Below are 21,614 nucleotides of genomic sequence, written 5' to 3' on the forward strand. Positions count from 1 at the left end.
CCGGCCGGGGTTGCGGTGGCGGTCGCGCCAGACGTTATCCTGCGGCGATGGGCAGGGGGACTCTCACCGCGGAAGCGGCCAGGATGCCGGCGCCGGTCGTCGCGCCGGCGCTGGCGCGTCTGGCCGAGGCGCTGACCGACGCCCTGCCGGCCGGCTCCGACGTGGTCGTGGCCTGGCGCGATCCGGACGCGGGCAACGGCGTTTCCGCCACGCCCGGCGCCGGCCCCCCGCTGCACGCGCTGGCCCGGGCCTGTCTCGACGGCGACGTCCCGCCGCAGTCGGCGAGCGTGCTCGGCGAGGCCTGGAACGAGGGCGACGCGCGCATCGCCCTGGCTGCGCAGCTGGGCGACGCCCTGCCGCCGGCCGCACGCGCGGTCTGGCTGGCGCTGGTGCGCTGCACGGTCGCCGCCACCCTGGCTGCGGTGCGCGCGCAGGGCCGGATCGAATCGCTGCAGAAGTCGCAGCGCCTGCAGCAGGCGCTGTACGAGATCGCCGACCTCGCCGGCTCCGGCCTGGAGATGCAGGAAATGCTCGGCCGTCTGCATGCGGTGGTCGCCGGGCTGATGTATGCGGAAAACTTCTACATCGTGCTCTACGACGACATCCGCGAGAGCGTGCGTTTCCTGTATTTCGCCGACCGCCTGGACCCCTACGTCGCCGAGCCCGACACCGAGATTTCGATCGCGGAGATGCCCAACAGCCTGACCGTGGCCCTGCTGCGCCAGGGCCGCCCGCTGCTGGGGCCGTCGGCGCGCCTGCGCCAGGAGCTGGGCGTGCACCTGGACCTCCGGCATGGCCCCGACAGCGCCGACTGGCTCGGCGTGCCGATGCGCCGCGACGACCGCGTCAGCGGCGCGATCGTGGTGCAGAGCTACGACCACCCGGCCAGCTACAGCCACGAGGACCGCGCGCTGCTGGAGTACGTCGCCCAGCACATCCTCACCGCGCTCGACCGCAAGCACGCGCAGGTCGAGCTGGAACGGCGCGTGGACGAGCGCACGCTGGAGCTGCAGCAGGCCAACCTGGTGCTGCAGGCCGAGATCGTCGAGCGCCAGCGCGCGGAAAGGCTGCAGCGCGCGCTGTACCGGATCACCGAGCTCTCGGTCACCGCCGGCAGCATGGAGCACTTCTACGCCGACCTGCATGCGGTCGTGGGCGAGCTGCTGTACGCGCGCAACTTCTACATTGCGCTGCTGACCCAGGACGGCAAGCACATCGAGTTCCCGTATTCGGTCGACGAGCGCGACTCCACCCGCGTCACCCGCAGGATCGCCAACGGCCTGACCGAATACGTGATCACCCAGGGCGAGGCGCTGCTGGCCGACCGCGCCCGCATCGCCGAACTGGAGGCCACCGGCGACGTGCGCAGTCACGGCGCGCTGGCGCACTGCTGGCTCGGCGTGCCGCTGTTGCGCGACAGCGCCGTGGTCGGCGCGATCGCGGTGCAAAGCTACACCCCGGACATCGCCTTCAGCCCGCGCGACCAGGAGCTGCTGACCTTCGTCGCCCACCACATCGGCGGCGGCCTGGCGCGCAAGCGCGCGCAGGAATACCTCAAGGCCGCGCACGCGGAGCTGGAGTTCCGGGTCGAGTCGCGCACCCAGGAGCTGGCCGGCGCCAATCGCGAGCTGCGCGCGCAGATCGGCGAGCGCGTGCGCGCCGAACAGCGCCTGACCCACCAGGCCCGGCACGACGCCCTGACCGGGCTGCCCAACCGGCCGCAGCTGCTGGAGCGGCTGGACGCGGCGATCAACCGCATGCGCGGCAGCGCCGACGGCGGCTTTGCCGTGCTGTTCCTGGACCTGGACCGCTTCAAGCTGATCAACGACAGCATCGGCCATGCCGCCGGCGACGAGATGCTGGTGGAGATCGGCCGCCGCATCGCCGGGGCGCTCGGCGAGGAGGGCGTGGTGGCGCGCTTCGGCGGCGACGAGTTCGCGATCCTGGCCGAGCAGGTGGCCGACGGCGCCGGCAGCGTCGCGCTGGCGACGCGGATCCTGGAAGCGCTGGGCAAGCCGCTGTGGCTGGGCGGGCGCGAGCTGTTTCCCTCGGCCAGCATCGGCATCGCGCAGTGGCAGCCGCGCTATCGCCTGGGCGAGGAGCTGCTGCGCGACGCCGACGCGGCGATGTACCGCGCCAAGGCCGAGGGCCGCGACCGCAGCGCGCTGTTCGACGAGGCGATGCGCGCGCACGCGATCCGGCTGCTGGACCTGGAGGCGGACCTGCGCCGGGCGATCATGGGCGATGCCTTCGAGCCGCACTTCCAGCCGATCGTGCGCCTGGCCGACGGCGTCGTGGTCGGCCACGAGGCCTTGCTGCGCTGGAACCACGACCTGCACGGCGCGCTGCCGCCGGGCGAGTTCATCGGCGTGGGCGAGGACAGCGGCCTGATCGAGCAGGTCGACTGGCTGATCTACGAGCGCGTGATTGCCTGGCTGCGCGACCAGCGCGAGGGCTACGTCTCGATCAACGTCTCGCCGCGGCACTTCCACTCCGACGATTTCGCCGAGCGCCTGCTGCGGATGCTCGACGCCGCCGGCGCCGACCCGCACCGGCTGCGGATCGAGATCACCGAGGGCGCGCTGCTGGACGACGCGCCGCGCGCGCTGCGCATGCTCAACACCCTGCGCGGCCGCGGCGTGCAGGCGCTGCTGGACGATTTCGGCACCGGTTTCTCGGCGCTGTCGTACCTGCACCGGTTCCCGATCCAGTCGCTGAAGATCGACCGCAGCTTCGTCTCCGGCCTCGACGGCGAGACCCGCGCCGAGAGCCTGGCGCTGGTGCGCGCGATCCTGGCGCTGGCCGGGACCCTGGGCATCGACACCATCGGCGAGGGCATCGAGACGCCTGCGCAGCGCGACATCCTGCTCGAGCTCGGCTGCCAGTTCGGCCAGGGCTATTTCTACGGGCACCCGCAGCCGGCGTAGGCGCCATCACGCACGGGTCAACTGCGGAGCACCAGCAGCCGCGGCTCGGTCATCTCGGCGATCGCGTAACGCACGCCCTCGCGGCCCAGGCCGGAGCCCTTGACCCCGCCATAGGGCATGTTGTCGACGCGGAAACTGGGGATGTCGCCGACGATCACGCCGCCGACCTCGAGCCGGTCCCAGGCGCGCAGCGCGTGCGCCAGGTTGCCGGTGAACACGCCCGCCTGCAGGCCGAAGTCGCTGCCGTTGACCTGCGCCAGCACGGCGTCGAAGTCGTCGAACGGCTCCAGCAGCGCGACCGGGCCGAAGGCTTCCCGGCGGTACAGATCGCTGTCGTGCGGCACGTGTTCCAGCAGCGCCGCCGGCAGCAGGTTGCCCTGGCGCGGGCCGCCCGCGAGCAGCCGCGCGCCGCCGGCCACCGCGGCGGCGATCCAGCGTTCCACGCGCTGCGCCGCGGCCGTGTCGATCATCGGCCCGATGAACACCTCCTCCTCGCGCGGATCGCCCATGCGCAGCCGGGCGACCGCCGCCGCGAGCTGCCGCTGCAGCGGCTCGTACAGGCTGGCGTGGACGTAGATGCGCTGCACGCCGATACAACTCTGGCCGGACTGGTAATAGGCGCCGGTGAGCAGCCGCGCCACGACTTCCTCCAGCGGGCGGCCGGGATCGGCGTCGACGATGCAGGCGGCGTTGCCGCCCAGCTCCAGCACCACCTTCTTGCGCCCGGCGCGGGCCTTGAGCTCCCAGCCGACCAGGCCGCCGGTGAAACTGAGCAGGGCGATGCGCTCGTCCTCGACCAATGGCGCGGCGTCGTCGTTGGAGCAGGGCAGAATCGAGAACGCACCCGCAGGCAGGTCCGTTTCCGCCAGCACCTCGCCGATGATCAGCGCGCCGACCGGGGTGCGCTCTGAGGGCTTGAGCACGAACGGGCAGCCGGCCGCGATCGCCGGCGCGACCTTGTGCGCCACCAGGTTGAGCGGGAAGTTGAACGGGGTGATGAAGCCGCACACGCCCACCGGCACGCGCCGGGTCAGGCCGCGGTAGCCGCGGCTACGTTCGGAGATCTGCAGCTCCACCACCTCGCCATCGATGCGGGTGGCCTCGCCGGCGGCGATGCGGAAGGTGTCGATCAGCCGCGTGACCTCGCCGCGCGCGTCCCGGATCGGCTTGCCGGCCTCGATGCACAGCGCCAGCGCGAGCTCCTCGTGGCGCTCGCCGAAGCGGCGCACGCAATGTTCCAGCACGTCGCGGCGCGCGTCCGGCGGGAACGCCGCCAGCGCCGCGCGCGCCTGGTGCGCGGCCGCGATCGCCGCGCGCACGGTGGCGGCATCGGCCAGGGCGACGCGGGTGGCGCGCCGGCCCGAATACTTGTCCAGCACGTCCAGGTCGGCGTTGGCGGCGACCGCCCGGTTGGCGAGGTAGTAGGGATAGGACGGCTTCAGCATCGCAGGTCTCCTTGGTGCCAGCTTTGCGCATCCCGGGTCAACGCCGGGTCGTCGCTGCGGTGCGCGACGTTGGGTTTGGTCCTCGTAGGAGCGGCGTCAGCCGCGATCCTGTGGCCAGGGCTTCGCGGCTGACGCCGCTCCTACGGATCGGGGGTCGCGGCTTCCACGCGCAGTCGCAGTTGCCCGTCCGACAGCCGCGCCTCCAGCGCCGCGCCCACGGCCGCATCGACCACGCTGCGCACGATGCGGCCGTCCGGATGCTGCAGGATCGCGTAGCCGCGGGCGACCGTGGCCAGCGGACTGACGGCGGCCAGCGAACGCGCCAGCCCGCGCAGGCGCAACGCGTCGCCGGCGAGCTTGCGCGCGAGTGCGGCGCGCGGCCGCGGCGCGAGCGCCTGCAGCCGCTGCTGCAGGCGGGTCAGCCGCCGCTGCGGATGCAGCGCGCGCAGCACCGCGTCGGCGTGGCGCAGGCGCGAGCGCTCGCGTTCGCCGCGGCGTTGCCAGGCCGCGCGCAGGCGGCGCAGGGCCTCGGCCTGGCGACGGTGCAGCAATTGCAAGCGGGCCTGCGGGCGCAGCGCCTGCAGCCGCAGCGCGGCGCGATCGGCGCGCTGCATCGCCTGGCGCAGGCGTTGCCGCTGCAGGTTGCGCAGGCGCGCGTCGAACGCGCGCAGGCGCCGTTGCAGGTCCTCGGCGTGCGGCACCAGCAGCTCGGCCGCGGCCGAGGGCGTGGGCGCGCGCAGGTCGGCGGCGAAGTCGGCGAGGCTGAAGTCGGTCTCGTGGCCGATCGCGGACACCACCGGCACCGCGGACGCGGCGATCGTGCGCGCCAGCTGCTCGTCGTTGAACGCCCACAGGTCCTCGAGCGAGCCGCCGCCGCGGGTCAGCAGCAGCGCGTCGAAACGGCCGCTGGCGGCCGCCCGGCGCAGCAGGGTCGTGATCTGCGCTGCCGCGGTCGCACCCTGCACCGGCACCGGCAGGATCTCGACCTCGAGCAGCGGGAAACGCCGCGCCAGCACGCTCAGCACGTCGCGCACCGCGGCGCCGGAGGGCGAGGTGAGCACCCCCAGCCGGCGCACGTAGGCGGGCAGGGCGCGCTTGCGCGCGGCGTCGAACAGGCCTTCGGCGGCGAGTTTGGCCTTGAGCTCCTCGAACGCGCGCCGCAACGCGCCTTCGCCGGCCTCTTCCATGTGGTCGAGCACCAGCTGGTAGTCGCCGCGCGCCTCGTACAGGGTCAGCCGCCCGCGCGCCAGCACCCGCAGGCCTTCGCGCGGGGCGAACTTCAGCCACGTGCTCTTGGGCTTGAACATCGCGCAGCGCACCTGCGCGCGCGCGTCCTTGAGGCAGAAATACAGGTGCCCGGACGCCGGCCGCGAAACCCCGCTGAGCTCGCCCTCCACCCACACCAGCGGGAACGCGCCTTCCAGCAGGTCGCGGGCCAGGGTGTTGAGCTGGCTGGGGGTCAGAACCTCGCCGGCGGCTGCGGTATTCATCGACTCAGGATAGGCCATCGTGGCGCCGCCGGCCGACGGCGACGGGCGCGGGCCGCGGAGGTCGCCGGGCGTCGCGGTCGCCGGACGGGCCTGCGGCGGGGTGCGATGGGCCATCGCGGGAGGTTCCGCCGGCCGTGCCTGCCGGCGGCCGGAACGGAACCGCGTGCGCGGTCGCTACAATGCACGCATGGATGCCTATGGTCCCGCGCCGCGCCGCGTCACCCGCCAGGTCCGGGTCGGCAACGTCCTGGTCGGCGGCGGCGCCCCGGTCGTCGTGCAGTCGATGACCAACACCGATACCGCCGATGTCGCGGCCACCGTGAAGCAGGTCGCGGACCTGTGGCGCGCCGGCTCCGAGCTGGTGCGGGTCACGGTCAATACCGCCGCCGCGGCCGCGGCGGTGCCGCGGATCGTGGAACGCCTGCGGATGATGAGCGTGGAGGTGCCGGTCATCGGCGACTTCCACTACAACGGCCACCAACTGCTGGCCAGGGAGCCGGCCTGCGCGCAGGCGCTGGCCAAGTACCGGATCAATCCCGGCAACGTCGGTTTCGGCAACAAGCGCGACACCCAGTTCGCGCAGCTGATCGAGTTCGCGCTGCGCCACGACAAGCCGGTGCGGATCGGCGCCAACTGGGGCTCGCTGGACCAGGACCTGGCGACCCGGCTGATGGACGAGAACGCGCGCCGCGCCGAGCCCTGGGACGCCAGCCGCGTGCTGCGCGAGGCGCTGATCCGCTCGGCGCTGGATTCGGCGCAGCGTGCGATCGAGCTGGGCCTGCCGGCCGAACGCATCATCCTCTCGGCCAAGGTCAGCGGCGTGCAGGAGCTGGTCGCGGTCTACCGCGACCTGTCCGCGCGCAGCGACTTCGCCCTGCACCTGGGCCTGACCGAGGCCGGGATCGGCAGCAAGGGCATCGTCGCCTCCTCGGCGGCGCTGGCGGTGCTGCTGCAGGAAGGCATCGGCGACACCATCCGCATCTCGCTCACGCCCGAGCCGGGCGCCTCGCGCACCCAGGAAGTGATCGTCGCGCAGGAGCTGCTGCAGACCCTGGGCCTGCGCGCGTTCACGCCGATGGTCACCGCCTGCCCGGGCTGCGGCCGCACCACCTCGGAGTTCTTCCAGCAACTGGCCAAGGTGGTGCAGGAGCACGTGCGCGAAAAAATGCCGCAGTGGAAGATCACCCACCCTGGCGCCGAACACCTGACCCTGGCGGTGATGGGCTGCGTGGTCAACGGTCCGGGCGAGTCGCGCCACGCCGACATCGGCATCTCGCTGCCCGGCACCGGCGAGGCGCCGGCGGCGCCGGTGTTCGTGGACGGCGAAAAGACCGTCACCCTGCGCGGCGACGGCATCGCGGCGGATTTCGTCGCCATCATCGACGACTATGTCGAACGCAAATACGGACGGGCCGCCGCCCACAGCGGCTGAGATCGCGCGCAGCGCCCGCGCCGAGGCGCGTTTCGGCGCCGCGTTCCTGCGCCTGCACGGCCGCCGCCTGCTGCTGGTGTTCGCCGGGCTGCTGCTGCCGCTGTGGGGCTTCGGCGCGCTGGTCGAGGAGCTGCACGAGGGCGAGCCGTTCTTCTTCGACGCACCGCTGCTGTGGCTGGCGCGCGACCTTGCCGGCGCCGGCTGGGACCGCGCGTTCGTGGCGCTGTCGGCGCTGGGCTACGGCTACGGCGTGATCCCGGTCGACGTGCTGCTGATCCTGGGGCTGGCGTGGCGGCGGTGGTTGCGCGAAGGCCTGTTCGCGGGGATCGCCATCGTCGGCTCGGCGCTGCTCAACGTCCTTGCCAAGCATGCCTTCGCGCGGGCGCGGCCGGCGCTGTGGCCGGCGCTGTGGCCGGAAACCAGCTACAGCTTTCCCAGCGGCCACGCCATGGGCTCGATGACCCTGGCGCTGGTCGTGGTGCTGCTGTGCTGGTACCGGCGCACGCCCGGCGGCCGGCCGCTGCGCTGGCCGGTGACGATATCCGCCGCGGCGTTCGTGCTGGCGGTGGGGCTGTCGCGGGTGTACCTGGGCGTGCATTACCCCTCCGACATCCTCGCCGGCTGGGCCGCGGCTTCGGTGTGGACGGTGGGCGCCTACGGGCTGGTGTTCTCCGGCCGCCAGCGGCCCTGGCAACTGCGCCTGCCGCGGTCGTAGCGGCAGGGATTGGCGGGATTGCGGGCATCGGGTCGGCAGGGGCTCGCCGGGCGGTCGTGTGCCGGAGCGGCCGCCGACGCAGCACGCACCGCCTCATTCGCCCGGCTTGGCCGCCTCGACCGGGGCGCTGGTGGCGGCGCGCCGCGACAGCTGCGCCTCGCGATGCGCGATGTAGCCATTGGCACCGAAGATGATCAACGCACCGATCACCGTCCAGCGGCTGATCACCTCGTCGAACAGCAGCCACGCCAGCGCGGTCACCAGCGGCAGCTGCATGAAGCTGATCGGGGTCAGGGCCGAGACCTCGCCCAGCTTCAGCGCCCGGGTCCAGAACAGCTGGCCGCCGGTGCCCAGCACGCCGATCGCCGCCAGCCACAGCCAGGCGATGCCCTGCGGCCATTGCCACGCGAACAATGCCGGCAGCAGCGACATCGGCACCCAGAACGCGTAGGTGTAGAACACGATCGTGTCCGGCGCGTCGACCCGCGACAGCTGCTTGATCTGGATCGCGACGATGCTGCTCAGCACCGCCGCCGCGACCGCCACCAGCGAGCCGGCGCTGAAGCCTTCGGTACCGGGACGCACGATCACCAGCACGCCGATGAAGCCCAGGATCACCGCGGTCCAGCGCCGGCGCCGCACGATTTCGCCGAGCCAGATCACCGCCGCGATGGTCACGAACAGCGGCGCCGAGTAGGACAGCGAGATCGCTTGCGCCATCGGCAGGTGGCCGATCGCCCAGAAGCCGCACAGCATCGAGGCCACGCCGATCGCGCAGCGCACGAAGTAGCGCGGCAGTTGTTGCGTGCGGAACACCGCACGGCCGCCGCGGCGGAGGAACGGCAGCAGCGCCAGCAGGCCGAAGAAGTTGCGGAAGAACGCGATTTCCACCGTGGCGATGCCGGCATCGGAAGCCAGCCGGATCACCACCGCCATCAGGCCGAAGAAGGTGGTGCTGAGCAGCATCAGCGATGCGGCCTTGAGGAACGGGGCCGGGCGCTCCGCCTCGGGCCGCTGCGCGCTCACCAATGCGCCCCGATGATCCGCGGTTCCGGCTCCAGCGCCACGCCGAAGCGTGCGTGCACCGAGGCGGCGATCCGTCGCGCCAGGTCCAGCAGCTGCGCGCCGCTGGCGTGGCCGTGGTTGACCAGCACCAGCGCATGCGAGGCAGCGATGCCGGCGTCGCCCTCGCGGTGTCCCTTCCAGCCGCAGGCCTCGATCAGCCATGCGGCCGAGAGCTTGCGCAGGGCCGCATCGCCGCCGCCGAACGCCGGCAGCGACGGATGCTCGGCCTGCAGCACCTGCGCCTGCGCGGCCGGCACGATCGGATTCTTGAAGAAGCTGCCGGCGTTGCCGAGCACGGCCGGGTCGGGCAGCTTGCGGCGGCGGATGCGGCACACGGCCTCGGCCACCAGCGAGGGGCGCGGCGCGTCCGCACCCATCGCGGCCAGTTCCGCGCCGAGCCCGGCGTAGTCCAGGCGCAGCGCCGGCGTGCGCGACAGCGCGAACTCCACCGCGGTCACCACGAACCGCTCCGGCGCGTGCTTGAACAGGCTGTCCCGGTACGCGAACGCGCAGTCGGCGGCGGACAGCCGCCGCAGCGTGCCGGCGGCGCGCTCGAAGGCTTCGACCGCGTGGATGCGCTCGCGCACTTCCACCCCGTAGGCGCCGATGTTCTGGATCGGCGCGGCGCCGACGGTGCCGGGGATCAGCGCCAGGTTCTCCAGCCCGGCCAGGCCATGGCCCAGGGTCCACAGCACCAGCGCGTGCCACTCCACGCCGGCGTCGGCGCGCACGATCGCGCGCTCGCCGTCGTCCTCGAGCATCCGGATCCGCTGTCCACCCAGCGCCAGCACCGCGCCGGGCGGATCGCCGGCGAACAGCAGGTTGCTGCCGCCGCCGAGCACCAGCACCGGCTCGTCGCGCAGCAGCGCGTAGCCGAACAGTTCCGGCAGCGCGGCGGCATCGGCCACTTCCACCAGCAGCGGCGCGCGCGCGGACACGCCGAAGGTGTTGCGCGCGTCCAGGCGCGCGTTCTCGAGCAGCCGGTAACCGCCCATCGCGGCCTCAGTCATGCGGCGGCAGGTTGCCGCGGCTGGGGGCTTCCTTGCGCCGGCGCATGGCTTCGACGCATTCGCCGATCAACGCCGGGCCGCGGTACACCAGCCCGGTGTAGGTCTGCACCAGCGCCGCGCCGGCGGCCATCTTCTTGGCCGCGTCGGCGCCGTGCAGGATGCCGCCGACGCCGATCAACGGAATCGACTCGGGCAGGCGCGTGCGCAGCATCCGCAGCACCGCGGTCGATTTGTCCATCAACGGCGCGCCGGACAGGCCGCCGCTCTCGCGCGCGTGCGGATCGTCCTGCACCGCGAGCCGCGATACCGTGGTGTTGGTGGCGATGACGCCGTCCACCTGCAGGTCGGACAGGACCCGGCCGGCGGCGTCGATGTCGTCGTCCGAGAGATCGGGCGAGACCTTGACCAGCATCGGCACGCGCTTGCCGTGCCGGGCGCCGAGCCGCTCCTGCGCCTCGCGCAGCGCGCCCACCAGCCGCCGCAGGGCCTGCTCCTCCTGCAGCTCGCGCAGGCCGGCGGTGTTGGGCGAGGAGATGTTGACGGTGACGTAGTCGGCCAGCGGATACACCCGCTCCAGGCAGAACAGGTAGTCGGATTCGGCCGACTCGTTGGGCGTGTCCTTGTTCCGGCCGATGTTGATGCCGAGCAAGCCGCCCTTGCGCCGGGCGCGGCCGACGTTGCGCACCAGCGCCTCGACGCCGTCGTTGTTGAAGCCCATGCGGTTGATGATCGCGCGGTACCGCGGCAGGCGGAACATCCGCGGCTTCGGATTGCCCGGTTGCGGCCGTGGCGTCACCGTGCCGACCTCGACGAAGCCGAAGCCCAGCGCCAGCAGCGCGTCGACGTGGGCGCCGTTCTTGTCCAGCCCGGCGGCCAGGCCGACCGGATTGGGAAAAGCCAGCCCCAGCGCCCTGGTCGGCAGCGGCTGCGGCCGGGCCGCGAGCAGCGGGTCGAGCCCGCAGCGATACGCGCTTTCCAGCGCCGAGAGCCCGAGCGCATGCGCGCGCTCGGGCTCCAGGCCGAACAGGAACGGGCGGGCGAGGCCGTACATCGTCAAGGGCGGATCCCCGGGCTTGCCGTGGTCCCGGCGCAAGCCGGGATCCGGCGACGTTCGATTCGTTGGTCGCGAAAACGCGGGATTCCAGCTTGCGCGGGAATGAGGGAAAAAACTACAGGTCGAACTTGATGCCCTGCGCCAGCGGCAGCGAATCGGAGTAGTTGATGGTGTTGGTCTGCCGGCGCATGTAGGCGCGCCAGGCGTCCGACCCCGACTCACGGCCGCCGCCGGTTTCCTTCTCGCCGCCGAAGGCGCCGCCGATCTCCGCGCCCGAGGTGCCGATGTTGACGTTGGCGATGCCGCAGTCCGAGCCGGCCGCCGACAGGAACTTCTCCGCCGCCTTCAGGTTGTTGGTGAAGATCGAGGACGACAGGCCCTGCGGCACGTCGTTCTGCATCGCGATGGCGTCGTCGAGGTCGCGGAACTTCATCACGTACAGGATCGGGGCGAAGGTTTCGGTCTGCACCACCTCGGCGCTGTTGGCCAGGCCGGTGACGATGGTCGGCAGCACGAAGTTGCCCGGGCGCTCGAGCGCGGCGCCGCCGCTGGCGACGGTGCCGCCGGCCGCCTTCGCCTTCGCGATCGCGTCCAGGTAGGCCTGCACCGCGTCGCGGCTGTTGAGCGGGCCCATCAGGTTCTTCGGGTCGGTGGGGTCGCCGATCTTGCCTTCGACCTGCTTGTACGCGGCGACCAGCCGGGCCAGCACGTCGTCGTGGATCTTCTCGTGCACGAACAGGCGACGGGTGGTGGTGCAGCGCTGGCCGGCGGTGCCGACCGCGCCGAACACGATCCCCGGGATCGCCAGCTTCAGGTCGGCGGTCTCGTCGAGGATGATCGCGTTGTTGCCGCCCAGTTCCAGCAGCGAGCGGCCCATGCGCCGGGCCACGCGCTCGCCGACCATGCGCCCGACCCGGGTGGAGCCGGTGAAGGAGATCAGCGCGACGCGCCTGTCGTCGACGAAGCCCTGCGCCAGCTCGTTGCCGGCGTCGTTGAACAGGAAGAACAGGTCGGGGAAGCCGCCCTGCTTCAGCGCCTGGTTGCAGATCCGCAGCGCCGCGATCGCCGACAGCGGCACCTTGGGCGAGGGCTTCCAGATCGAGATGTCGCCGCATGCCGCCGCGACGAAGGAATTCCAGGCCCAGACCGCGACCGGGAAGTTGAACGCCGAGATGATCCCGACCAGGCCCAGCGGGTGCCACTGCTCGTACATGCGGTGGCCGGGGCGCTCGGAATGCATGGTCAGGCCGTACAGCTGGCGCGAGAGGCCGACGGCGAAGTCGCCGATGTCGATCATCTCCTGCACCTCGCCGTCGCCCTCGGGCTTGGACTTGCCCATTTCCAGCGCCACCAGCGAGCCGAGCTTGTCCTTGTTGGCGCGCAGCGCGTCCGCGCACAGGCGGATGGCCTCGCCGCGGCGCGGCGCCGGGGTCGTGCGCCAGACCTTGAACGCGGCCTGGGCGCGCTCGACGATGGTGTCGTAGTCCTCCTGCGAGGACGCCTGCACCCGCGCCAGCACGCTGCCGTCGGTGGGATTGACCGGTTCCAGCACGCCGGCATCGCGGGTCTGCGACCACTCGCCGTTGCCGAGGTAGGTGCCGGACTCGTTGTCGCCGAGGCCGAGGGCGGTGAGGACGGGGTGGGTCATCGTGAGGAACTCCAGATTGATGCTGTCCGGGCGCGTTGCACCGCTTCCGGGTGGCTTTTCCATTGGATCCCCGCACGGGGATGTGCGGGCTCTTGCAGAGGGACCTGCATAACCTCTGGCGCCCCCGGCGCGATTCGAACGCACGACCTTCCCCTTAGGAGGGGGACGCTCTATCCAGCTGAGCTACGGGGGCAATCGCTGATTTTCGCATGGGCGCGGCTCGGCAGGCCAATCGCGCCGCCCCCGCGCCGGCCCCCGGGGCCGGGCCCTACGGCGTGGCCACCGCGTCCCCGCGCGACTGCCGCGCGACGATGCTGGTGGCGGTGAGGTCGGCGCTGACGTTGCCGACGGTGGCGAACACGTCCGGGATCGTGTCCACCGCCAGCAGCAGGCCCAGCGGGCCGACCGGCAGGCCCATCGCCTGGGTCACCGGCAGGTTGGTGGCCATGAAGCTGACCTGTCCCGGCAGCCCCACCGAACCCAGGCTGATCACCACCGCCAGCGCGGCGCCGGTGGCCAGCTGCGCGGCGCTGAGGTCGACGCCGAAGGCCCAGGCGATGAAGCAGGCCGAGGCCAGGTACTGGATCGGGCTGGCGATGCGGAACAGCGATACCGCCATCGGCAGCACCAGCGAGGCGACCTGCGGCGGATAGCCCAGGTGGCGGTCGGCGCTCTGCAGCATCGCCGGCAGCGAGGCCAGCGAGGACTGGGTGCTGGCCGCGACCACCTGCGCCGGCACCAGCCCGGCGAGGAAGTGGCGCAGGCGCTCGCCGCCCCACAGTACCGCCAGCGGCAGCATCATCGCCGTGGCCGCCAGGTACAGCAGGCATTCCAGCAGGATGTACACCCCCAGCGCGCTGAGCATGCTCAACCCGGAGCGCGCGCACACCGCCAGGATCAGGGCGAACACGCCCGCGGGCGCCGCCCACAGCACCCAGCGCACGACCACGATCATCGCGTCGGCGATCGCCTGGAAGAAATCGACCATCTTCGCGCGGTGGTCGGCGCCGATCCGGGTCAGGGCGAAGCCGAAGAACAGGGCGAACACCACCAGCGGCAGCATCGCGCTCTGCGCGGCGGCGGCGATCGCGTTGCTGGGGACGATCGCGGTCAGCGCATCGGCCCAGCCGGCGGGCGCGGTGGCCGCGGGCGCGCCGTCGGAGGCGCCGTGCAGGGCCGCGGCCAGGCCGGGATCGCGCGGCACCAGCGACAGCGCCAGCGGCGCCACCAGCGCGGTGAACGCCGCCACCCCGGACAGGATCGTCAGGAACACCAGGATCGCGCGCCGCGCGACCCGGCCGGAGCTGGCCGCATCGCTGGCGGTATTGACGCCCACGATCACCAGCGCCAGCACCAGCGGCACCACCGTCATCTGCAGGGCGTTGAGCCAGAGCTTGCCGAAGGGCTGAACCAGGTCGGCCGCGCGCACTCCGAGCGCGGGATCCAGCCAGGCCAGCAGCAGGCCGATGACGGCGCCGGCGGCGAGGCCGGTGAGGATGCGGGCGGTGGCGCTCATGCGGGCTCCGGGGCGGGGGCGGTCAGGGCAGTCGCGGCAGCCGCCAGGCGGTCTGCAGGCGGCGGTATTCGGCGGCGGGCAGCAACACGAACAGCGGCTGCGCCCGCGGGTCCAGCCACGCCAGCAGCGCCTGCATGGTCGCCGGCGCCATTGCGGTGCAGCCGGCGGTGGCGGTGTCCGGGGTCTGCCACAGGTGGCCGAAGATGCAGCTGCCGGCCTGCGCCGCGCCGCGCGGGTTGTGCTCGATCACGAAGCCCAGGCGATAGCGCTGGTCGCCGTCGGCATGCAGGTCGCGGCGCATCGGCTCGGTGGAGCCGCGTACCGCCTCCGCGCCGACCGCGGCGGCGTCGACGATGCGGTTGTAGTACGGCGAGCCGCTGACGTCGATGCAGTAGTCCGACGCGCCCATCGCCGCGTAGGGCAGGGCGGTGGCGGCGCTGGGCGCATAGCCGAACGCCTCGCCGATCGCGAACGCGCCGGCCGGGCTGCGGCCGTCGCCCTCGCGCTTGACCGGGCCGGTGTCGCCGGCCGGGATGTCGTGCAGGCCGATGCCCCAGGCCGCGCCGGCGCGGCCGATCGTCACCGGCTGCGGCGGCGCGGCGGCACGCCAGCTGCCGTCGTCCGCGCGCGCGTAGGTGCGCAGCTCGCCGCGGGGGCTGTCCCAGTCGGCGGTGGTGACCAGCACCAGCTGTTGCGCCTGCTGCCAGCGCAGCGATTCGGCCGTGGCGGCGGGCCGGTGCGCGCAGCCGGCGAGCGCGGTGGTCGCGGCGATCGCGGCGAGCATGGACAGCCAGGGCAGGGCGCGGAGATGGCGGCGAATCGACATGGCGTGCTCCTGACAGGTCCGTCCCGTTACCCGATCGCCGCATGCGCGGCCGCTGGCCGCCGTAGCGGTGCGCGGCATGCGCTCATGGCTCCAGCAGCGGCTGCAGCCGCTCCAGGTTGGCCTGCAGGCGCGCGTTGCGCCCGTCGTCGGCCTCGCACAGCAGCACGAACACGCCGTCGAGCAGGTGCTGCAGCGCCGAGTGGTACAGCAGCGGCTCGATGTGCGCGCGCTCGTCGTGCGCCGACACCAGCAGGGCGATGTCGGCGTGCGCGCGCAGCGCGTTGGAGGTGTGCCGGGTCACCGTGATCACCTTGCCCTGCTGCTCGCGGAAATAGCGGCAGATCTGGCACAGCGCCGACTGCTTGCCGTGCTCGGAAAACACCAGCAGCACGTCGCCGGGACCGGCGACGGACATGCTCGCGGTCATGTGCGCGGGGTCGAAGTTGTGCACCGCCAGGATGCCCAGCAGCGACAGCTTCTGGGCGAAGGCGCGGGCGTGGATGTCGTCCTCGCCCAGACCGATGATGAACACCTTGCCGGCATGGCCGATGGCCGCGGCCACGGCGTCGATCGCGTCGGGCGGGTTGATCAGCCGGGTCGCTTCCTCGGCTTCGGACTTGCGCCGCCACAGGCTGCCGGCCAGGGTGCTCTTGCGGTCGCTCTCGGCGGCTTCCGCGCCCGCCGTCGCCTGGCCGTTGTCGGCGCGCACCAGCGCCTCGCCGATCGAGAACTTCAGGTCCGGGTAACCCTTGAAGCCGAGCTTCTGGCAGAACTTGACCACGCTGGACTGGCTGATCCCGAGCGCGTTGGCCAAGTGCTGCGAGGAGTAGTCGCGCAGCAGCTGGGCGTTCTCCAGCACGAAGTCGGCGATGCGGCGCTCGATCGCCGACATGCGGTCGCGTTCGGCGCGGATCTTGACCAGCGCGCTCATGTCAGGCGGCTTTGGGCTCGGCCAGCAGTTCCAGGCCGCGGATCTCGCGGATCCCCAGGCCCGGCGCGTCGGTGACCGAGATCTCCGACTCGTTGAAGATCACCCCGCCGTCGACCGGGTTGGTCGCGCACAGCGAGGGTCCGTCGAGGTCGACCTTGGTGATCACGCCGGCCTTGGCCACCGCCAGGTGCACCGCCGCCGCCACGCTGATGCTGGTCTCCAGCATGCAGCCGATCATGCAGTCGATGCCGTGCATGCCGGCGATGTCGGCGATCTTGACCGCGTTGGAGATGCCGCCGGTCTTCATCAGCTTGATGTTGATGATGTCGGCCGCGCGCATCCGGATCAGCTCGATCACCTCCATCGGGCCGAACACGCTCTCGTCGGCCATGATCGGCGTGTGCACGCGCTCGGTGACGTAGCGCATGCCCTCCATGTCGTGCGCCTTGACCGGCTGCTCGACCAGCTCCAGCTTGACCCCGGCCTCCTCCAGCGTCTGCAGTGCGTACACCGCCTGCTTGGCGGTCCAGCCCTGGTTGGCGTCCAGTCGCAGCAGCGCGCGGCCCTCGACCGCGGCGTAGATCGCCTTGACCCGCTCGATGTCGACGCCGATGTCCTTGCCGACCTTGATCTTCAGCGATTCGAAGCCGCGCTCCACCGCGGCGATCGAATCGGCCACCATCTTGTCGATGTAGTCCACGCTGATGGTGATGTCGGTGGTGATCACCGGGTCGCCGCCGCCCAGCAGCTGGTACAGCGGCGCGCCGTAGAGCTGGCCCCAGAGGTCGTAGATCGCGATCTCGACCGCGGCCTTGGCGCTGGAGTTCTTCTCCATCGCGCCCTGGATCAGCCCGGTGATGCGGTTGAGGTCGGCGATATCCATGCCGATCAGGCGCGGGGCGATGTAGCGGCGGATCGCTTCCACGATCGAGCCGTGGGTGTCGCCGGTGATCACCGCGGTGGCCGGCGCCTCGCCGTAGCCGACCTGGCCGCTGTCGGTGTGCACCATGACCACGATGTCCTCGACCTGCTCGACGGTGCGCAGCGCGGTCTTGAACGGGGTCTTCAACGGCACGCGCAGCATGCCGAACCTGATGCCGGTGATCTTCATGCGGCGGACTTCCGGGGGGTGGACGAAATCTTCATGGCGAGCCGGGCTTCCTTTCGGTGCTCAGGGACGGATGCGGACGATGTTGGTGATGCGGTCGACGTAGCTTTGCGTGGCGTTGAACATCAGCGGCGTCAGCGGCGTCAGCGAGACACCGTTGAGGTGCATGGAACGCAGCTCGCCGTCGGCGCCCAGGTAGCTGCCGCCGCTGGTGTCGTGGATCACGTAGGGCTCGTCGCCGATGCGGCCCGCCACCATCATCACGTGGCCGGGGATGTAGACCAGGTCGCCGACCTGCAATGCGGCGAGCGCGGCCATGCGCTTGTCGCGGCCGTCGGACGGCGCGAAGTGGATGCGGTTCAGCGCCGGACTCACCGACTGGTCGCTGGTGTTGCGCGGCAGCTGCACGCCCATGCTGCGGTAGACGTCGGAGACGAAGCCGCTGCAGTCGCGCCCGTTGTACGAGTGGCCCCAGCCGTAGCGCTCGCCGAGGAACTTGAAGGCCTGGCGGAGGAGGTTGGCCCGGGTCAGCGGCAGGTAGTCGGCGGCGGTGTCGGCGGTCCTGGGCAGCAGCGCCGGGGCGAAGCCGAGGCTGCCGTCGGGGTTGCGCAGCGGCAGCTCCAGCACCCACGAGGTGTAGGGATGCTGGCCGTTGACCGGCTGGTCCGGCGGCACGTCGGCGAGGGGCATGCGCACGCCCATGTCCAGCTGCAGTTCCGACAGTTGCGGCTGCTCGCGGGTGAACACGGTGCGCGGCTTGGCGCCGGTGACGATGCGGTAGGGGGTCCGGTCGGCATGCGCGAACACGGCGTCGCGGGCGCCTTCGGCGACGGCCTCCCGCTGGATCCAGGCCGCATAGCGCTCGCTGACCACGAACAGCCACTGGCCGTCGCCGCTCGCGTGGACGATGGCCACCGGGGTGCCGGGGAACAGCGCGCTTTCCTGGAAGCGGTCGATGTCGGTGTCGCCGTCGCGGCTGAACACCCGCAGGTCGGTGGGGAAGGCGCGCAGCGCGGCCCGCTGCAGCACCATGCCGTAGCGGGTGTCCTGCCGCGCCGGGATCGCGTCGAGGGCGCGGTTGGCGAGGATCGCGTCGAGCGTGGCCGCGGCGACCGGCTGGCCGTCGACGTCGTACAGCGGCTGCGCGGGGCGCTGCGCCAGCGCCTGGATCCAGCCGGCGACCCGGGCGCGATCCAGGCGCGCGGGCAGCGCGCGCAGGTCGTGCATGGAATCGTCCAGGCGCAGCAGCCGGGCGTTCTGCGCCGCGATCGCGGCAGTGTCCAGGACCACGGCGTCGGGCGCGGCCAGCCGCGCCACCCAGAACTCCGGCGACAGGTAGGCCTCTTCGACGCCGATCACGCCGCTGGCCGGCACCGTCGTCGCTGCCGACGCTTGCGTCTGCGCGGCGCCCGCCGGCGGCGGCACCAGCAGCGCCAGGGCCAGTACGGCAACGATGGTGGGGAACGGAATTCGCATGCGATGCACCTCGGACAGGGCCTCAGACCGGCGCCAGGGACGACAGCACCGTGGCCATCAACAGGCCGAAACCGGTGCCAAGGATATAGCCGAGCAACGCCAGCAGGATCGCGACCGGCACCAGCACCGCCGAGTACGTCGCCGCCAGGATCGGCGCCGCGGCCACGCCGCCGATGTGCGCCAGCGAGGAGATCCCGCACAGGTACAGGTCGAAATGGAACAGCCGCGCGGCCAGCAGCATCAGCAGCGCGTGGATGGCGATGATGCACACCCCGCACAGCAGGTACAGCGGCGCGGTGGCGATGCCGGAGAAGTTGCTCTGCGAGGCCATCACCGCGACCACGAAGATCAGCAGCGCCCCGGAGATCGGGCCGGCGCCGGAGAAGCGCGCCAGCGGGGTATGCGCCGCGACCAGGCCCAGACCGGTGGCGATCAGGATCGTCCAGGTGGTGGCGCCGACCATGTCCGAGGTCGGCAGCAGCGTGGCCAGCTCCGTCGAAACGACCGTCGCCAGCGCCGCCAGCCCCAGCCACAGCAGCACCGCGTCGGCACTCGCCGGGCCGGTCGTGCGCGGTTGCGCGACCACCAGGTCGGCGCTGGAGCGGGCGCGGGTGAAACGGTTGAACGCCGGCGCCAGCCGCGCGGTGGAAAACAGGATCGCGACCCACATCGAGTAGCAGATCGCGTCGGTCAGCAGCGCCAGTGCCAGGGCGTCGTCGGACATCCCGATCGCCTGCTTGACCGCCACCATGTTGGCGCTGCCGCCGACCCAGCTGCCGCTGACCGCGGCCAGCGGCTGCCAGCCATCGCCGGCCGGAAGCAGCTGGCGGAATGCCAGGTAGGTGACGACGAAGCCGACGAACAGGCTGAGCGTGGTGCAGAAGAACACCGCCAGCACCCGCGGCCCGAGCGCGAAGATCGCGCGCAGGTCGCAGTTGATCATCAGCAGGAACAGCAGCGCCGGGATCAGTTGCGCGATCAGCAACTTCTGCGAGGTCTGGATCGCCGGCGTGACCTGCCACAGGCCGAGCACCGCCAGCGCCGTTACCGACAGGTACACCAGCACGATCGGCGGGAACACCGCGAACAGCTTCCAGCCGGTGCGCCGCTCCAGCGCCGGAAAGATGCCGGCGACCAGCAGCAGCACCGCGAGATAAGGCCAGACCGTCTGGATCATCGTGTCCCCTGGAACATCCTCGCCTGCAGGCGGCGGAGGCAGTGCAATTTGGTGCAGTGCGGAATAGCTGATTCCTCTAACATACACGAAAAGAATAAATTATTGACCAGCATCCACGGCCATGTTACACAGCCATCCATTGGCTGATTCGCTGGGGAAATGTGGGTGGATGCGGTGCCAGCCCCTGTCGTGGCAAGGTCGGTGCGGCAGCGCCGATGGAGCCTGTGCGCGCCGCTGTTGCTGCTCGCACTGACGGGCCGCGGCCTCGCCGTGCCGGTGGACGTGACGGTTGCGGGCGCGAGCGAGGCCGCGGCGGATGCATCGGCCGTGGATGACGCGACGCTCGGTGCCGTGATCGCGCGGATCGACGCCGGGGATTTCGCGGGCGCCGAAGCGGCGATCGCGCAGGCGCTGACCGCGGCGCAGCCCTCCGCGACGGGCGACGCCTTGCGCTTCCAGCGCGAGCGCATGCGCCGGATCCGGCTCGACTTCACCCTGGATGCCGACGCGGTCAAGGCGCGCGTGCGCAAGCAGATCCCCGACCTGCGCGATGACGAATTCGCGCAGTGGGACGCCGCCGGGCTGCTCGAGCGCATGGACATCGATGGCCGGCGCCTGTACTTCAATCGTGCGCCCGGCAACCTGTTCCGCCTGAGCGCGCAGGCGCGGGCGCGGCGCGCGCAACCGACGCCCTTCACCGACAGTCCGCTGGAGAGCGCGCATGCGCACCACCGCGCCGTGGTCGCCGCCGCGCGCGCCGCGCAGGCCGACAGCGTGCTGCCGCGCCGCCTGCGCGTCACCCAGTCGCTGACGGTGGACGCCGACGCGGTGCCGGCCGGCGAGACCGTGCGCGCCTGGATCCCGTACCCGCGCGCCATTCCGGGCCAGCAGCAGGACATCCGCCTGGTCGCCAGCGCGCCGGCGGCGCACCGCATCGCGCCCGAATCGGCGCTGCAGCGCACCGTGTACCTGGAGCAGCCGGCCGTCGCGGGCAAGCCGACCGCGTTCTCGGTGACCTACGACGTCACCGTCAGCGCCCGCCGCTTCGACATCGACCCGGACCGGGTCGTGGCTGCGGGCATCACCCCGGAGCTGGCGCCGTTCGTGGCGCAGCGCGCGCCGCATGTGGTGTTCACCGACGACCTGCGCGCGTTCTCGCGCAGGGTCGTGGGCGCGGAGACCAACCCCTGGCGGATCGCGCAGAAGCTCTACGCCGCGGTCGACGCGATCCCGTGGGCCGGCGCCCGCGAATACTCCACGATCTCCAACATCAGCGACTACGCGCTGCACGCCGGCCACGCCGACTGCGGCCAGCAGACCCTGCTGCTGATCGCGCTGCTGCGGCTCAACGGCATCCCCGCGCGCTGGCAGTCGGGGATGATGCATTACGGCGACAGCGCCGCGGCCGACGACGCCTACTGGAACCTGCACGACTGGGGACAGCTGTACATCGCGCCCTACGGCTGGATTCCGATGGACGTGACCTTCGGCAGGCTGGACGACACCGACCCGGCCGTCGCAGGCTTCTACCTGGGCGGTCTGGATGCCTACCGCATCGCCTTCAACGACGACTACAGCCGGCCGCTGCTGCCGGCGAAGACCCATTTCCGCTCCGAGACCGTCGACCTGCAGCGCGGCGAGGCCGAGTGGGACGGCGGCAACCTGTATTTCGACCAGTGGGACTACGACTTCGCCTGGCAATTGCTATCGACGCCGGTCGACGGCAGCGGCCGGCATTGAACGGTTTTTTCGGCGGCAACCACATCACACACAACCACGTGCACCGTTTGGGGG

At 71.7% G+C, this 21,614-nt stretch carries 16 protein-coding genes and 1 tRNA gene; 4 read left to right on the forward strand and 13 right to left on the reverse strand.

Features of this window, described 5'->3' with window-relative positions; translation table 11 throughout:
• The first annotated feature begins 83 nt into the window (after positions 1 to 83).
• Positions 84 to 2,927 (forward strand): EAL domain-containing protein, encoded by a 2,844-nt coding sequence (locus D0Y53_RS06150; protein WP_117202348.1) that lies wholly within the window; start codon positions 84 to 86, stop codon positions 2,925 to 2,927.
• 17 nt (positions 2,928 to 2,944) lie between these two features.
• Here D0Y53_RS06150 and D0Y53_RS06155 read toward each other — a convergent pair whose 3' ends face one another.
• Positions 2,945 to 4,372, reverse strand: a complete 1,428-nt coding sequence (locus D0Y53_RS06155; protein WP_117202349.1) for an aldehyde dehydrogenase family protein — start codon at positions 4,370 to 4,372, stop codon at positions 2,945 to 2,947.
• A 140-nt stretch (positions 4,373 to 4,512) separates the two neighbouring features.
• Positions 4,513 to 5,862 carry an exodeoxyribonuclease VII large subunit gene (xseA, locus tag D0Y53_RS06160; RefSeq protein ID WP_117202524.1) on the reverse strand — a complete coding sequence of 450 codons (1,350 nt, stop codon included), beginning with the start codon at positions 5,860 to 5,862 and terminating at the stop codon, positions 4,513 to 4,515.
• A gap of 187 nt (positions 5,863 to 6,049) precedes the next feature.
• Between xseA and ispG the strand changes: the two genes are divergently transcribed.
• Together ispG and D0Y53_RS06170 are read left to right on the forward strand one after the other, a co-directional pair.
• Positions 6,050 to 7,294, forward strand: a complete 1,245-nt coding sequence (ispG, locus tag D0Y53_RS06165) for a flavodoxin-dependent (E)-4-hydroxy-3-methylbut-2-enyl-diphosphate synthase (protein WP_117202525.1) — start codon at positions 6,050 to 6,052, stop codon at positions 7,292 to 7,294.
• A complete protein-coding gene (locus tag D0Y53_RS06170; protein WP_117202350.1) occupies positions 7,251 to 8,009 on the forward strand; it encodes a phosphatase PAP2 family protein in 759 nt (252 codons plus the stop codon). Before ispG ends, D0Y53_RS06170 begins: the two co-directional genes overlap by 44 nt.
• A gap of 93 nt (positions 8,010 to 8,102) precedes the next feature.
• Here D0Y53_RS06170 and D0Y53_RS06175 read toward each other — a convergent pair whose 3' ends face one another.
• The 11 genes from D0Y53_RS06175 to D0Y53_RS06225 form a co-directional block, all read right to left on the reverse strand.
• Positions 8,103 to 8,978: a DMT family transporter gene (locus tag D0Y53_RS06175; protein WP_386724726.1), complete on the reverse strand. Its 876-nt coding sequence runs from the start codon at positions 8,976 to 8,978 to the stop codon at positions 8,103 to 8,105.
• 53 nt (positions 8,979 to 9,031) lie between these two features.
• Entirely contained in the window at positions 9,032 to 10,084 is a 1,053-nt protein-coding gene (murB, locus tag D0Y53_RS06180; RefSeq protein WP_117202351.1) for a UDP-N-acetylmuramate dehydrogenase, read from the reverse strand.
• On the reverse strand, positions 10,077 to 11,135 hold the full coding sequence (locus D0Y53_RS06185; protein ID WP_117202352.1) for a quinone-dependent dihydroorotate dehydrogenase: 1,059 nt from the start codon (positions 11,133 to 11,135) through the stop codon (positions 10,077 to 10,079). The genes murB and D0Y53_RS06185 overlap by 8 nt, the downstream gene beginning before the upstream one ends.
• Positions 11,136 to 11,253: 118 nt before the next feature.
• Positions 11,254 to 12,786, reverse strand: coding sequence for an L-piperidine-6-carboxylate dehydrogenase (gene amaB, locus D0Y53_RS06190; RefSeq protein ID WP_117202527.1), 1,533 nt, complete (start codon positions 12,784 to 12,786; stop codon positions 11,254 to 11,256).
• 116 nt (positions 12,787 to 12,902) lie between these two features.
• Positions 12,903 to 12,979, reverse strand: a tRNA-Arg gene (locus tag D0Y53_RS06195).
• A gap of 75 nt (positions 12,980 to 13,054) precedes the next feature.
• A complete protein-coding gene (locus D0Y53_RS06200) occupies positions 13,055 to 14,302 on the reverse strand; it encodes a dicarboxylate/amino acid:cation symporter (protein WP_117202353.1) in 1,248 nt (415 codons plus the stop codon).
• A gap of 22 nt (positions 14,303 to 14,324) precedes the next feature.
• A complete protein-coding gene (locus tag D0Y53_RS06205; RefSeq protein WP_233511679.1) occupies positions 14,325 to 15,128 on the reverse strand; it encodes a L,D-transpeptidase family protein in 804 nt (267 codons plus the stop codon).
• An 82-nt stretch (positions 15,129 to 15,210) separates the two neighbouring features.
• The gene (locus D0Y53_RS06210; RefSeq protein ID WP_117202355.1) at positions 15,211 to 16,059 is read right to left on the reverse strand and encodes a MurR/RpiR family transcriptional regulator; all 849 of its coding nucleotides are present in this window, start codon (positions 16,057 to 16,059) and stop codon (positions 15,211 to 15,213) included.
• 1 nt (position 16,060) lies between these two features.
• A complete protein-coding gene (locus D0Y53_RS06215) occupies positions 16,061 to 17,170 on the reverse strand; it encodes a dipeptide epimerase (protein WP_117202356.1) in 1,110 nt (369 codons plus the stop codon).
• A gap of 60 nt (positions 17,171 to 17,230) precedes the next feature.
• Positions 17,231 to 18,643 carry a C40 family peptidase gene (locus tag D0Y53_RS06220; RefSeq protein WP_117202357.1) on the reverse strand — a complete coding sequence of 471 codons (1,413 nt, stop codon included), beginning with the start codon at positions 18,641 to 18,643 and terminating at the stop codon, positions 17,231 to 17,233.
• 22 nt (positions 18,644 to 18,665) lie between these two features.
• Complete coding sequence (locus D0Y53_RS06225; protein WP_117202358.1) at positions 18,666 to 19,820, reverse strand: DUF819 family protein; 1,155 nt, start codon at positions 19,818 to 19,820, stop codon at positions 18,666 to 18,668.
• Positions 19,821 to 20,147: 327 nt separating this feature from the next.
• Here D0Y53_RS06225 and D0Y53_RS06230 point away from each other — a divergent pair, with 327 nt between their 5' ends.
• Positions 20,148 to 21,560, forward strand: a complete 1,413-nt coding sequence (locus D0Y53_RS06230; protein ID WP_233511680.1) for a transglutaminase-like domain-containing protein — start codon at positions 20,148 to 20,150, stop codon at positions 21,558 to 21,560.
• The last annotated feature ends 54 nt before the right edge of the window (positions 21,561 to 21,614 follow it).

The organism is Cognatiluteimonas weifangensis (assembly GCF_003416885.1).
In the GTDB taxonomy this organism is placed as follows: Bacteria; Pseudomonadota; Gammaproteobacteria; order Xanthomonadales; family Xanthomonadaceae; genus Cognatiluteimonas; species Cognatiluteimonas weifangensis.

Coding starts and splice junctions, on each gene's coding strand:
- D0Y53_RS06150 (WP_117202348.1), top strand. CDS start 84: ATGCCGGCGCCGGTCGTCGCGCCGGCGCTGGCGCGTCTGGCCGAGGCG.
- D0Y53_RS06155 (WP_117202349.1), bottom strand. CDS start 4,372: ATGCTGAAGCCGTCCTATCCCTACTACCTCGCCAACCGGGCGGTCGCC.
- xseA (WP_117202524.1), bottom strand. CDS start 5,862: ATGAATACCGCAGCCGCCGGCGAGGTTCTGACCCCCAGCCAGCTCAAC.
- ispG (WP_117202525.1), top strand. CDS start 6,050: ATGGATGCCTATGGTCCCGCGCCGCGCCGCGTCACCCGCCAGGTCCGG.
- D0Y53_RS06170 (WP_117202350.1), top strand. CDS start 7,251: ATGTCGAACGCAAATACGGACGGGCCGCCGCCCACAGCGGCTGAGATC.
- murB (WP_117202351.1), bottom strand. CDS start 10,084: ATGACTGAGGCCGCGATGGGCGGTTACCGGCTGCTCGAGAACGCGCGC.
- D0Y53_RS06185 (WP_117202352.1), bottom strand. CDS start 11,135: ATGTACGGCCTCGCCCGCCCGTTCCTGTTCGGCCTGGAGCCCGAGCGC.
- amaB (WP_117202527.1), bottom strand. CDS start 12,786: ATGACCCACCCCGTCCTCACCGCCCTCGGCCTCGGCGACAACGAGTCC.
- D0Y53_RS06200 (WP_117202353.1), bottom strand. CDS start 14,302: ATGAGCGCCACCGCCCGCATCCTCACCGGCCTCGCCGCCGGCGCCGTC.
- D0Y53_RS06205 (WP_233511679.1), bottom strand. CDS start 15,128: ATGTCGATTCGCCGCCATCTCCGCGCCCTGCCCTGGCTGTCCATGCTC.
- D0Y53_RS06210 (WP_117202355.1), bottom strand. CDS start 16,059: ATGAGCGCGCTGGTCAAGATCCGCGCCGAACGCGACCGCATGTCGGCG.
- D0Y53_RS06215 (WP_117202356.1), bottom strand. CDS start 17,170: ATGAAGATCACCGGCATCAGGTTCGGCATGCTGCGCGTGCCGTTGAAG.
- D0Y53_RS06220 (WP_117202357.1), bottom strand. CDS start 18,643: ATGCGAATTCCGTTCCCCACCATCGTTGCCGTACTGGCCCTGGCGCTG.
- D0Y53_RS06225 (WP_117202358.1), bottom strand. CDS start 19,820: ATGATCCAGACGGTCTGGCCTTATCTCGCGGTGCTGCTGCTGGTCGCC.